General features: G+C 44.6%; 10 protein-coding genes. 8 read left to right on the top strand and 2 right to left on the bottom strand.

Annotated features, from left to right (window positions below; all coding sequences use genetic code 11):
• Positions 1 to 52: 52 nt before the first annotated feature.
• Complete coding sequence (locus CJF29_RS05110) at positions 53 to 274, bottom strand: carboxypeptidase-like regulatory domain-containing protein (RefSeq protein ID WP_004297975.1); 222 nt, start codon at positions 272 to 274, stop codon at positions 53 to 55.
• Between the two features lie 354 nt (positions 275 to 628).
• Between CJF29_RS05110 and CJF29_RS05105 the strand changes: the two genes are divergently transcribed.
• A complete protein-coding gene (locus CJF29_RS05105) occupies positions 629 to 3,586 on the top strand; it encodes a SusC/RagA family TonB-linked outer membrane protein (protein WP_099147107.1) in 2,958 nt (985 codons plus the stop codon).
• A gap of 11 nt (positions 3,587 to 3,597) precedes the next feature.
• Positions 3,598 to 5,211, top strand: a complete 1,614-nt coding sequence (locus tag CJF29_RS05100; protein WP_099147108.1) for a SusD/RagB family nutrient-binding outer membrane lipoprotein — start codon at positions 3,598 to 3,600, stop codon at positions 5,209 to 5,211.
• A 243-nt stretch (positions 5,212 to 5,454) separates the two neighbouring features.
• On the opposite strand, the gene CJF29_RS05095 is transcribed toward CJF29_RS05100, so the two are convergent.
• Complete coding sequence (locus tag CJF29_RS05095; protein WP_099147109.1) at positions 5,455 to 5,853, bottom strand: response regulator; 399 nt, start codon at positions 5,851 to 5,853, stop codon at positions 5,455 to 5,457.
• Between the two features lie 118 nt (positions 5,854 to 5,971).
• Between CJF29_RS05095 and CJF29_RS05090 the strand changes: the two genes are divergently transcribed.
• From CJF29_RS05090 to CJF29_RS05065, 6 genes are all read left to right on the top strand, one after another.
• Entirely contained in the window at positions 5,972 to 7,609 is a 1,638-nt protein-coding gene (locus CJF29_RS05090; protein WP_099147110.1) for an ABC-F family ATP-binding cassette domain-containing protein, read from the top strand.
• 88 nt (positions 7,610 to 7,697) lie between these two features.
• A complete protein-coding gene (locus CJF29_RS05085) occupies positions 7,698 to 8,279 on the top strand; it encodes a zeta toxin family protein (RefSeq protein WP_099147111.1) in 582 nt (193 codons plus the stop codon).
• Complete coding sequence (locus CJF29_RS05080; RefSeq protein ID WP_099147112.1) at positions 8,269 to 8,469, top strand: hypothetical protein; 201 nt, start codon at positions 8,269 to 8,271, stop codon at positions 8,467 to 8,469. The genes CJF29_RS05085 and CJF29_RS05080 overlap by 11 nt, the downstream gene beginning before the upstream one ends.
• 17 nt (positions 8,470 to 8,486) lie before the next feature.
• Positions 8,487 to 8,897 (top strand): DUF6769 family protein, encoded by a 411-nt coding sequence (locus CJF29_RS05075; RefSeq protein ID WP_004306814.1) that lies wholly within the window; start codon positions 8,487 to 8,489, stop codon positions 8,895 to 8,897.
• A gap of 88 nt (positions 8,898 to 8,985) precedes the next feature.
• A complete protein-coding gene (locus CJF29_RS05070; RefSeq protein WP_099147113.1) occupies positions 8,986 to 10,221 on the top strand; it encodes an efflux RND transporter periplasmic adaptor subunit in 1,236 nt (411 codons plus the stop codon).
• A 77-nt stretch (positions 10,222 to 10,298) separates the two neighbouring features.
• Positions 10,299 to 13,397 (top strand): efflux RND transporter permease subunit, encoded by a 3,099-nt coding sequence (locus CJF29_RS05065; protein WP_099147114.1) that lies wholly within the window; start codon positions 10,299 to 10,301, stop codon positions 13,395 to 13,397.
• Positions 13,398 to 13,400 lie beyond the last annotated feature (3 nt).

The following is a 13,400-nucleotide window of genomic DNA, read 5'->3' as shown; positions in this document are numbered from 1 at the left end:
GAAAAACAATAAGATAGGAGAAAAAAAGCACGAGGAAAGGGAGAAAAAAAGATCAATAAGTCTTAGCAGAACTTGGTACATTCGTGATTGTAAACTTACCGTCAATATCAGTGATAGTACCAAGGGTAGTGCCATTCACCAATATTGAAGCACCTACGACAGGTTGCCCATCTTCTTCAGAGGTAACCAAACCGGTAACTCTGGATGTTTGCGCTGTCACCAGACCTATACCTATAAAAAGGAAGGTCATTAAGAACATCAATTTTCTTTTCATAAATTCTCTCTTAAATTTAACCTATAAACAGATTTTTTGTCTCTAACAGGTTGCAAAGATAACACGAATTATGACAAATCGAAAAAAGTGTTACGTATTTAACTAAAAAATATCGTTTTGAAAGCAATAAGTTTCTAAAAACTGATAGGTTAAAACAACTTCTTTTAAATTTAGCATCTTTTAAAAGATAGTTTCTGTCATAAAGATAGCACTAAAATCAGGCTTTTCAAGAAAAAGAGAACATTATTACCTCCAAAACGGTATCTTTTTATCATTTTGCACCTTCAAAAGGGTTAAAGAACTATTAACAATGATAAAGGCAGAAACTTCTACATACCAAGTTCTGCTAAAACTTTGCGCGTTTCTTATGTAGGAATGATTTCGCAAGACGTTTCCATCAAACCGGGAGTGATAAAAGTTGTTTTGAAAAGCGACGCGAAGGCACTGGATGAGGTTGTGGTGACAGCCATGGGTATCTCACGCGAGAAAAAAGCACTGGGCTACGCCGTTCAGGACGTAAAATCAGATCAACTGACGCAAGCTGCCAACTCTAATCTGGCGGGAGCGTTGCAAGGTAAGGTGTCCGGTTTGGACGTGAAGCCTTCAAGTGGTATGCCGGGAGCTTCTTCACAGATCACCATCCGTGGTGCACGTTCTTTCTCGGGTGACAACACTCCGCTTTACGTTATCGACGGAATGCCGGTGACCAGTACTCCTGACGTTAGCACAGATATCCAGAACAATGGTAGTGTGAGCGGAGCGGACTTCGCCAACCGTGCAGTGGATATCGACCCTAATGATATTGAAAGTATCAACATTTTGAAAGGTCAGGCTGCTTCTGCGCTTTATGGTATCCGTGCTTCCAATGGTGTGATTATCATCACGACCAAAAGTGGTAAAGGATTGGAAAAAGGCAAACCGCAGGTTAGCTTCTCTTCTAATGTCAGCTTCGATGTAGTCGGCCGTCTGCCGGAGTTCCAGAAAACATACGCACAAGGTTCGGGTGGAAAATTCAGTCCCACTTCGGGAACCTCTTGGGGACCTAAAATTTCCGAACTTCCCAACGATGCAACGTATGGTGGTAACACGGACAACAAATACACTCAACAGTACGGTAAGCAACAGGGAAAATATTATGTACCCCAACGTGCGTCAGCCGGTCTTGACCCATGGGCCACTCCACAGGCATATGACAATGCCAAAGATTTCTTCGATACAGGAATTACCTGGAGCAACTCACTGAATGTCGCGCAGATGCTCGAAAAAAGTTCCTACTCTATCTCATTGGGAAATACGCACCAGGACGGTATTATCTCAAGCACCGGTATGGATAGATATAATGTAAAGGTTAGTGCCGACACCAAACTGACTAGTAACTGGAGTTCCGGATTTACAGCTAACTACATCACCACTTCCATCGATAAAGCGGTGACTTCCGGTAACGGTCTGTTGAGAACGGTTTACGCAGCCCCTCCCAGTTATGATCTGGCCGGGATTCCAAGCCATGTAGACGGCAACCTGTACGCACAAAATTCTTTCCGTGGCAGTTTTGACAACGCTTACTGGGCGATGGAGAACAACAAATTTACGGAAGATACCAACCGTTTCTTCGGAAACGTATATACAAGCTATCAGACTGATTTCGGCACAACGAACCACAAGTTGAACGCTAAATACATGGTTGGTGTAGATGCTTACACCACTCATTACGTAGATAGCTACGGATACGGTAGTAACACCGGTGGCGGTCGCGGACAGATCGAGAACTACGGCTGGACGAACGCTACATACAACTCTTTACTGACCATCAACTACGACTGGCACATCAATGAAGACTGGGGACTGAATGCGGTAGTGGGTAACGAAATTATCCAAAGCAACAGAAAGAAGTATTATGAATATGGTACGAACTACAACTTCCCGGGATGGAACCACATCAACAACGCCACTACTCAACAGACGGAGGAAGAGACATGGAAAAACCGTACAGTAGGATTCTTCGGTAACATATCGGCTTCTTACAGAAATATGCTTTATCTGACCCTCACCGGACGTCAGGACTACGTATCTAATATGCCACGCAACAACCGCTCGTTCTTCTATCCTTCTATTTCGGCCGGTTTTATCCTGACGGAATTGGATGCATTGAAAAACAATGTCGTTAATCACGCTAAATTGAGAGTATCTTATGCGGAAGTAGGACAGGCAGGAGATTTCCTCGAAAACTACTACTCGACTCCGACATACGGAGGTGGTTTCTATATGCTGACTCCAATCATGTACCCGATGAAAGGCACTACCGCCTATACTCCGTACTACACGATTTTCGACCCGAAACTGAAACCGCAGAACACACGTTCGTATGAAGTGGGTGCTGACGTGAACTTCCTCGATAACTTAATCACATTCAGTTATACGTACTCACGCCAGAATGTAAAAGACCAGATTTTCGAAGTGCCTTTGGCTTCTTCTACCGGTGCTAGCAAACTACTCACCAACGGTGGAAAGATTCATACCAACACGCATGAATTCACTCTCGGCTTCAACCCCATCCGAACGAAGAATATCAATTGGGATTTTGCATTCAACTGGACAAAGATCGACAACTACGTAGATGAACTGGCACCGGGTGTAGAAAATATCTCCCTGGGTGGTTACGTTACTCCACAGGTACGCGCTTCAGCAGGTGAAAAATTCCCTGTAATCTATGGTGTAGGTTTCAAGAGAGATGAAAACGGCAATCGTCTGGTAGACGAAAACGGTCTTCCTATTGCTGGTGAAGCACAGGTAATCGGCAAGGTTTCTCCGGACTTCCTGATGGGCTTCAACACCACATTACGCTTATGGAAGTGTACTATCAGCGCAGTACTCGACTGGAAACAGGGTGGGCAGATGTACAGTAGAACAACCGGACTGGCAGACTACTATGGTGTCAGCAAGAGAACGGAAAATCGTGAAGGTACTATCATCTTCGACGGATATAAAACTGATGGAACTAAAAATGATATCGCCATCACTGGTGCAAACGCACAACAGGTATATTACAGCCGTCTGAACGATATCAACGAATCTTCAGTGTATGACAACTCTTTCATCAAACTGCGTGAAGTAGCTGTCAACTACAAAATTCTTCAAAAACGTTCGATTGAACTTTCTGTGAATGCATTTGCCAGAAACATCTTGATCTGGGCACAATTGCCCGACCTCGATCCGGAAGCCAGTCAGGGTAACAACAACATGGCAGGAGCATTTGAAGATTATTCAATGCCGCAAACAGCTAGTTTCGGCCTTGGTTTCAACATTAAATTTTAATCTGCAAGACAATGAAAAAATATAAATCAATAGGAAAATTGCTAGCAGTTTCTTTCTTGACTGCTGCCATTGCTTCTGCTTGTACGGAAGACGCAATGGATAAAATCAATGAAAACCCTAACAATCCGTTGGATGCGCCCGCTAAGTTCTTAATTACGGACTTAGGCGTAAGTACTGCATTCAGCACTGTAGGAGGGGATTTCTCGCTCTATTCTTCTGTTTACATAGAACATGAAACGGGTATATCCAACCAGCTTTACCGCGCGGAAGTACGCAGCGGAGAGCCCACAACGGCTACTACCTACAACAATGCATGGATCAACGTGTACTCAAATATCAAGAATGCTAAAATCATTATCAAGAAGTGCGAAGAAGATCCTTCGGAAAAAGGAAACGTAGTGACGGAAGCGATTGCTAAAATCCTGCTCGCCTACAATGGAGCTGTGGCAGCCGATGTGTTTGGAAACACACCGTATAGCCAGACAGGTATCCTCAATCCGGACGGTACACCGATGTATATGCAACCTAAAATGGATACACAGGAAAGTATCTATCAGGAAGTAATGCAGAACCTGGATGATGCCATCACTCTACTGAATAACGGTACTGCCAAAGATACGGGCTTATCCGGTGCAGTCGGTTCTAAAGACTTGATCTATGGTTCAAACACCAGTACACAGGCAAGTATGTGGCTTAAAACGGCCTATGCGTTAAAAGCACGTTATACAATGCGTCTGCTCAATAAAAGTGCCAACAAGACTACAGATCTTCAGAATATTCTTACTTATGTGAGCAAATCATTTGCCAACGCAAGTGAAGAATGTAAGTTGGCCGTTTACGATGCTGATTCGCAATTGAATCCGCTTTGGTCCTTCAGCTACAGCCGCAACAGTTTAGCAGCTAGTGCAAGTTTGATTGAAAAGTTCGTTGAGCGCAATGACCCCAGAGCACCGCAAGCATTCCTGGAACCTGATCCTACCGGATATATCACTTATGGATACGGAGCTACGCAAGCTACGGACATCGCAGGCATCAAAGCGGCTCCTAACGGAACTCCGCAAGAGTTGCAGAATAATTATGGTATGTCGATGATATCATGGGCTATGTCGGCTCCTACTCTTTTAATCAGCTATCACGAAGTGAAATTCCTTGAAGCAGAAGCATTGTGCCGTTTGGGAGACAGACTGGACGAAGCTAAGACTGCTTTGAAAAATGCAATCACTGCCGGATTCGAGAATCTGGAAAATTCAATTATAGATGCCGCAGACACTTGGATATATGATGGTGACAGCGATTTGGGTGCAGATGTGGCAGAAGCCTATTTCACGGATAAAGTGGAACCTTTGTTCAATGCTAATCCTCTGCAAGAGACAATGATACAGAAGTATCTTGCTTTCTTCGGCGCATCCGGCGAATCACTGGAAGCCTATAATGACTACCGCCGTCTGAAAGGTGCAGGAGAAAACTTCATTGTACTGAAAAACCCGCAGAACAGCAGTAAATTCCCATTGCGCTTCGGTTATGGAGCAGACGATGTATTGGCAAATCCTGAAGTGAAAGCTGCTTTCGGTGATGGACAGTACGTATATAGCGAGGCCGTATGGTGGGCTGGCGGAAACAAATAATGAACTTAAAATCTCTCAAAGGAGAGACTTTACATAGAGTCGTTTCTGTACTCTAACAAATTAACAAAGACGAACAAAAATAGGCCAACCGTGAGGTTCGCCTATTTTATTTTATCCAAATGCATTAGATGAAGTTAGAGTAATACCATTTTCCTACCCAATCATACTTCTTTTCCATGCTTTTACGTCTTTAACGCTTAAGCACTTTTTTGGTAAATTAAAAAAATCTCGTAAGAATCAATCTTACCACTGCAAATCGGGTAAATATTTACTCAACGTAGTGCGGAGAATACCCAAGGTGATAGGTTTCACCAATACTTCAGTTACTCCTGCATTCATTGCATTTTCCTTATCCGAGCTAAAAGCATAAGCCGTCTGCATGATAATAGGAATTTCTGTGTTAGATTCACGAATTATCTTCGTTGCTTCCAATCCGTTCATCACCGGCATCTTAATATCCATCAGCATTGCTTTGGCTCTTTGCTGGTGTTGCTGAAACAACTCCACCATTTCCTGGCCATTTTTAGCCCACTCGATATCACACTTTTTGCCTATGATAGCCTTGATTAATTTAAAGCTGCTGTCATCGTCTTCAGCTACCAAAATTAAAGGTCTGAATTCATTCATTTGTTCGCTTTCCATATCGCTTATATATTGTTTTTTTATCTGTTTTTTTAGAGCTATCTTCCTTTTCAGCCCGCAAGGTATAAAAAATATTCATATATTTCGCTATCTTTGCGCCTCAATTTAAAAGAATAGTATGATTTCTGTTGACGGACTAGCCGTAGAGTTTGGCGGCACTGCTTTATTTAGTGATATTTCTTTCGTAATTAATGAAAAAGACCGCATCGCTCTGATGGGCAAAAACGGGGCTGGGAAAAGTACGCTGCTGAAGATTTTGGCAGGCGCACGGCAACCGACACGTGGAAAAGTTTCCGCACCCAAAGATTGCGTAGTAGCATACCTGCCTCAACATCTGATGACGGAAGACGGAAGAACAGTGTTTGACGAAACGGCACAGGCTTTTTCACATCTTCATGAGATGGAAGCGCAGATCGAAAAGTTGAACAAGGAGCTTGAAACACGGACGGACTACGAGAGCGACAGTTACATGGCGCTGATCGAGGAAGTGTCCAGTTTGAGCGAGAAGTTTTATTCAATCGATGCTACTAATTATGAAGAGGATGTGGAAAAGGCATTGCTTGGATTAGGATTCGCCCGAGGAGATTTCCAACGCCAGACGAGTGATTTCAGCGGTGGATGGCGAATGCGTATCGAACTCGCCAAATTGCTGTTGCAGAAACCGGATGTGCTCTTGCTCGATGAGCCGACGAATCATCTGGATATCGAATCTATTCAATGGCTGGAGGATTTTCTTATTAATAATGGAAAAGCGGTCATTGTAATTAGTCACGACCGTAAATTCGTGGATAATATTACAACACGCACCATCGAAGTGACGATGGGACGTATCTATGATTACAAGGTAAATTACTCGCAATATTTGCAGCTGCGCAAGGATCGCCGCGAACAGCAACAGAAGGCTTATGACGAGCAGCAGAAGTTTATTGCTGAAACGAAGGAGTTTATCGAACGGTTCAAGGGGACTTATTCAAAGACGTTGCAGGTGCAGAGCCGCGTCAAAATGCTGGAAAAGCTGGAATTGCTCGAAGTGGACGAGGAGGATACTTCTGCATTGCGACTGAAATTCCCGCCTTCGCCCCGTTCGGGCAGTTACCCGGTCATCATGGAGGGTGTTGGAAAGACATACGGAGACAAAGTGGTATTCCGCAATGCAAATCTGACGATTGAGCGTGGTGATAAGGTAGCTTTCGTTGGTAAGAACGGTGAAGGTAAGTCTACGCTCGTGAAGTGTATCATGAAGGAGATTGAGCATGACGGTACATTGACTCTCGGACATAATGTGCAAATCGGATATTTCGCTCAAAATCAGGCTTCGCTGATGGATGAAAACCTGACGGTTTTCCAAACGATTGACGATGTAGCCAAAGGGGATATCCGGAACAAGATTCGTGATTTGCTGGGGGCGTTTATGTTTGGCGGTCCCGAGGAATCGATGAAAAAGGTCAAAGTGCTTTCGGGTGGAGAGCGTACCCGTCTGGCTATGATTAAATTATTGCTGGAACCTGTCAACCTCCTGATTTTGGATGAGCCGACGAATCATCTGGACATGAAAACGAAAGATATTCTGAAACAGGCATTGCTGGATTTTGATGGTACGCTGATCGTCGTTTCACACGACCGTGACTTCCTCGACGGGCTGGTTACCAAGGTGTATGAGTTCGGTAATCAAAAGGTGACGGAACATCTTTGCGGTATCTATGAGTTCCTCGAAAAGAAGAAAATGGATTCGTTGCAAGAACTGGAAAAGAAATAATAAATAATAAAAAGAGGGTATCGGCTACAGGCGAAATAAAAGTATTTGTATATTTGCAACATCATTTAAAACAGGTATTTAGAAAAGAATGGATGAAACAAGGCAGTTGTACATTATAAGTGGATGTAACGGAGCTGGTAAAACTACGGCTTCCTACACTGTACTACCTGAAATTCTATTATGCAAAGAGTTTGTCAATGCGGATGAAATTGCCAAAGGCTTATCACCTTTCAATCCAGAAAGTATGTCTATAGAAGCCGGTCGTCTGATGTTGAAACGTATTGATGAACTATTAGCTTCTAAAGTAAGTTTCTCTATTGAAACGACATTAGCAACCCGTTCATATACCCGGCTCATTCAAAGAGCCCATAATACCGGATATAAAATCAGCTTGATTTATTTTTGGCTGAATTCTCCGGAACTTGCCGTCAACCGTGTATTACAACGGGTCAATGAAGGGGGACATAATGTACCGATGGGCGTCATCTACCGCCGCTATCAGGCAGGTATTAATAATCTGTTTCAGATATATATGCCGCGTGTAGACTACTGGCTGTTAGCCGATAACAGTATTTCTCCTCGAGTGATTGTAGCCGAAGGTTACCAAAACGGCGAGGACCGGATATATGAACTTGAACTTTTTAAATGCATCAAGAATTATGTCAAATAATGAAATGCAAGAATTGAGCGATAAATTACGGCGCGGCCTTCAATTAGCAGAAAAGCGGTTGCTGGAAAAAAATGCTCGCAACGGCACACTCCTTAGTCAGGGGACACCGGATGGAAAAGTTATCTATGTGTCAGCAACCGAATTGCTGGAACGTTTGCAGGAAAAAGAAAAAGAATCGCTAAAAAAATAAATTCTCTAAAAGAAAGGATGAAAGGGAAGAAACGAATTATAGTAACTCTGCTGTTTTTTATCAACATTATTATGTTGGTGGCAGCGGTTATTCCCCATCATCATCACCCCAACGGAATGATTTGCATGAAGCAGGACTTGCCTGTAGAACAGCAATGTCCCACGCATCATCATCACCCGGGAAACGACTCATGTTGCAGCAGCGAATGTATGACTCGTTTCTACTCTCCCACTCCATCCATACATACGGATAGCGGACCGGATTATGTATTCATCGCTACCTTATTCACGGATGTAATCATCGAACATTTATTACGACCGCAAGAGAAACGGATTAAAAACTATTACGTTTACCGAGACTCCCTGCATGGTACGGATACTCATCGTACCACTTCTCTTCGTGCCCCTCCCTACTCTGTTTTTGCGTAAAAGCGTAAATGCAAATTAGTTGCATCTGCGCTACCTTATCTTTGTAGCGTAAAAAGAAAACAGTAAAATTTAGTAGGAAAATATCATTATGAAAAAACTTATTTTCGTGGGAATCCTGGGCTTATTCGTGCTGGGATCCTGTAATAATAGTACCGTCACACACACACACGATGAACACGATCATGCCGCGGAAGGACATAATCACGAGGCAGAAGGACCCGATCATTCCCATGAAGGCGAATGTAACGGAGAACACAATCATGAAGCAGCCGATGAACACAACGAAACTGCCGAAGCCCACAGTGATGAAATCATTCTTCCGAAAGCGAAAGCTGAAGCAGCCGGTGTAAAGGTGAGCGTTATTGAACCTGCACCTTTCCAGCAAGTGATTAAAACCAGCGGACAGGTGCTGGCTGCTCAAGGGGATGAATCGGTTGCCGTAGCTACAGTAGCCGGCGTGGTATCTTTCCGTGGAAAAGTAACGGAAGGAATGAGCGTCGGCAGCGGCACTCCGCTAGTCACTATTTCTTCAAAGAATATCGCCGATGGTGATCCGGTGCAACGTGCCCGCATTGCCTACGAGGTATCCAAGAAGGAATACGAACGTATGAAGGAGCTTGTTAAAAACAAGATCGTATCCGACAAGGATTTTGCACAAGCGGAGCAAAGTTACGAAAACGCCCGTCTTAGTTACGAAGCTCTTTCCAAGAATCATTCGGCTATCGGACAAAGCATTACGGCTCCTATTGCCGGATATGTGAAAAGTATTCTCGTGAAAGAAGGTGACTATGTGACAATCGGACAACCGCTGGTAAGCGTGACGCAGAACCGTCGTCTTTTCCTCCGTGCCGAAGTGTCGGAAAAGTATTACCCGTATCTCCGCACCATCAGTTCCGCCAATTTCCAGACTCCTTATAATAATCAGGTGTACGAGTTGAAAGCATTGAACGGTAAACTTCTCTCTTTCGGAAAAGCTGCCGGAGACAATTCTTTTTATGTGCCTGTCACTTTTGAGTTCGACAATAAAGGGGAAGTGATTCCCGGCTCATTCGTAGAGGTATTCCTGCTTTCTTCAGCAATGGAAAACGTGATTTCTCTTCCGCGCACCGCGCTGACAGAGGAACAAGGCATATTCTTCATATATCTGCAACTGGACGAAGAGGATTATAAAAAACAGGAAGTAACGATAGGAGCCGACAACGGCAAAAGCGTTCAAATCCTGACTGGTGTAAAGGCTGGCGACCGTGTAGTGACCGAGGGTGCTTATCAGGTTCGACTGACAAGCGCAAGCAATGCAATCCCGGCACACAGCCACGAACACTAAAGAGACCAGGCGTTGCAACCGTTTTTTTGTGCGGCGCATCTATCAAGTTATTTATAACTCTCAATTAATGAAATATCATGCTTAATAAAATTATACATTACTCCCTACACAACCGGTTGGTTGTAGTTTGTGCGGCCATCCTCCTGCTTATTGCGGGAACGTACACCGCCATGCATACGGAAGTAGACGTATTCCCCGACCTAAATGCACCTACGGTAGTAATCATGACCGAGGCGAACGGTATGGCTGCGGAAGAAGTTGAACAGCTCGTTACTTTTCCTGTTGAAACTGCCGTAAACGGAGCTACGGGTGTGCGTCGTGTCCGCTCTTCCTCTACTAACGGATTTTCCGTTGTCTGGGTAGAATTTGATTGGGGAACGGATATTTATCTCGCCCGTCAGATTGTTAGTGAGAAATTAGCGGTGGTGAGCGAATCACTGCCGGTCAATGTCGGCAAACCGACTCTTGGACCGCAATCTTCTATCTTGGGCGAAATGCTCATCATCGGTCTGACTGCCGACTCCACCTCCATGCTCGATCTTCGCACGATTGCGGACTGGACCATCCGTCCACGCCTGCTGTCTACCGGAGGAGTGGCACAAGTGGCTGTGCTCGGAGGAGATATCAAAGAATATCAGATTCAGCTAGATCCCGAACGGATGCGTCATTACGGCATCTCGATGGGAGAAGTGATGGCTGTAACACAGGATATGAACCTAAATGCCAATGGAGGTGTGCTCTATGAATTCGGAAATGAATATATTGTACGTGGTGTACTCTCCACTTCGAAAACAGAGCAACTTGGCAAAGCGGTAGTAAAGACAGTGAATAACTTCCCTGTCACGCTGGAAGATATTGCAAACGTAACCATCGGCCCGAAGGCTCCGAAGCTGGGTACTGCTTCAGAACGCGGTAAATCTGCCGTCCTGATGACTGTTACCAAGCAACCGGCTACCAGCACACTGGAACTGACGGACAAACTGGAAGCATCTCTGAAAGACCTCCAGAAAAATCTGCCACCGGACGTAAAAGTTTCAACGGACATATTCCGCCAAAGCCGCTTCATCGAAAGCTCCATCGGCAATGTGAAGAAATCACTCTTTGAAGGAGGTATTTTCGTTGTCATCGTGCTTTTCCTGTTCCTGACAAATGTACGTACTACGCTGATCTCATTGGTGACACTACCACTTTCCCTGCTCGTTTCGATCCTGACTTTACACTACATGGGGCTGACAATCAACACCATGAGTCTTGGAGGTATGGCGATAGCTATCGGTTCATTGGTAGACGACGCCATTGTCGATGTGGAAAACGTATATAAACGACTGCGGGAGAACCGCCTGAAAGCGGAAGCAGAAAGACTAAGTACGCTCGAAGTGGTATTCAATGCGTCGAAAGAGGTGCGCATGCCTATCCTTAATTCAACGTTGATTATCGTAGTCAGCTTTGTTCCGTTATTTTTCTTGAGCGGCATGGAAGGCAGAATGTTGGTTCCACTAGGTGTTGCTTTTATCGTAGCCCTGTTTGCGTCTACGATAGTTGCCCTGACACTGACTCCGGTGCTCTGCTCTTATCTATTAGGAAGCAATAAGACGAACAAGAAACTGAAAGAAGCTCCTGTTGCCCGCTGGATGAAAGGGATTTATGAAAAAGCACTGACTTGGGTACTGGCACATAAACGTGTGACTCTCGGAAGTACAATCGGACTTTTTGTAGTTGCCCTCGGAGTGTTTTTCACACTTGGACGCAGCTTCCTTCCTTCGTTCAATGAAGGATCGTTTACTATCAATATCAGTTCTCTGCCGGGTATTTCGCTGGAAGAAAGCAACAAAATGGGACATCGTGCCGAAGAGTTATTAATGACGATTCCCGAAATACAAACGGTAGCCCGGAAAACGGGACGTGCTGAATTGGATGAACATGCGTTAGGAGTCAATGTTTCTGAAATAGAAGCTCCGTTCGAATTGAAAGACCGCTCGCGCAGTGAACTGGTAGCTGATGTACGTGAAAAATTAGGTACGATCACCGGAGCAAACATAGAAATCGGACAACCGATCAGCCACCGTATCGACGCAATGCTATCGGGTACGAAAGCGAATATCGCTATCAAGTTATTCGGTGACGATCTGAATAAGATGTTTTCACTCGGTAATCAAATCAAAGGAGCGATCAGTGACATTCCCGGTGTTGCCGACCTGAACGTGGAGCAACAGATTGAACGTCCGCAGCTGAAAATACAGCCTAAACGGGAAATGCTGGCTAAGTTCGGTATTACCCTGCCGGAATTTTCGGAATATGTGAATGTAGCTTTGGCTGGAAAAGTGATTTCACAAGTGTATGAACAGGGCAAGAGTTTTGACCTGATCGTAAAAGTGAAGGATGATGCCCGGGATGAGATGGAGAAAATCCGTAACCTGATGGTAGACACGAACGACGGCCGAAAAGTTCCTTTGAGCTATGTAGCGGAAGTGGTATCGGCCATGGGTCCGAATACGATCAACCGCGAGAATGTGAAACGTAAAATTGTCATTTCCGCCAATGTGGCCGATCGTGATTTGCGCAGTGTCGTGAATGATATTCAGAAACGCATCGACACATCGGTACAATTACCCGAAGGTTATCATATCGAGTATGGTGGACAGTTTGAAAGCGAGCAGGCTGCCAGCCGGACGTTGGCGTTGACTTCATTTATCAGTATCGTGGTTATCTTCCTGTTGCTGTACAATGAGTTCCGCAGTGTGAAAGAATCCGGGGTTATTTTGCTGAATCTTCCGCTGGCATTGATCGGTGGTGTCTTTGCCTTGGTGATTACAACAGGGGAAGTCAGCATTCCGGCTATCATCGGTTTCATCTCTTTATTCGGTATTGCAACCCGTAACGGTATGCTGTTAATCAGTCACTACAACCATTTGCAACAGGTAGAGGGTTTGAACGTGTACGACAGTGTAATTCAAGGCTCTCTCGACCGTCTGAATCCGATTTTGATGACAGCATTGTCTTCTGCACTGGCACTGATCCCATTGGCACTTGCCGGTGATTTGCCCGGTAACGAAATCCAGAGTCCGATGGCTAAAGTGATTTTAGGAGGATTATTAACGTCTACTTTCCTGAACGGTTTTATAGTTCCGATTGTTTATCTGATGATGCACCGGAAAAAGGTTCAGGAAAGCTTGTAACAA

This window comes from Bacteroides celer, assembly GCF_002632415.2.
GTDB lineage: Bacteria > Bacteroidota > Bacteroidia > Bacteroidales > Bacteroidaceae > Bacteroides.
This window is presented reverse-complemented; position numbering and strand designations above follow the sequence as displayed.

Coding starts and splice junctions, on each gene's coding strand:
- CJF29_RS05095 (WP_099147109.1), bottom strand. CDS start 5,853: ATGGAAAGCGAACAAATGAATGAATTCAGACCTTTAATTTTGGTAGCT.
- CJF29_RS05090 (WP_099147110.1), top strand. CDS start 5,972: ATGATTTCTGTTGACGGACTAGCCGTAGAGTTTGGCGGCACTGCTTTA.
- CJF29_RS05075 (WP_004306814.1), top strand. CDS start 8,487: ATGAAAGGGAAGAAACGAATTATAGTAACTCTGCTGTTTTTTATCAAC.
- CJF29_RS05070 (WP_099147113.1), top strand. CDS start 8,986: ATGAAAAAACTTATTTTCGTGGGAATCCTGGGCTTATTCGTGCTGGGA.
- CJF29_RS05100 (WP_099147108.1), top strand. CDS start 3,598: ATGAAAAAATATAAATCAATAGGAAAATTGCTAGCAGTTTCTTTCTTG.
- CJF29_RS05085 (WP_099147111.1), top strand. CDS start 7,698: ATGGATGAAACAAGGCAGTTGTACATTATAAGTGGATGTAACGGAGCT.
- CJF29_RS05110 (WP_004297975.1), bottom strand. CDS start 274: ATGAAAAGAAAATTGATGTTCTTAATGACCTTCCTTTTTATAGGTATA.
- CJF29_RS05065 (WP_099147114.1), top strand. CDS start 10,299: ATGCTTAATAAAATTATACATTACTCCCTACACAACCGGTTGGTTGTA.
- CJF29_RS05080 (WP_099147112.1), top strand. CDS start 8,269: ATGTCAAATAATGAAATGCAAGAATTGAGCGATAAATTACGGCGCGGC.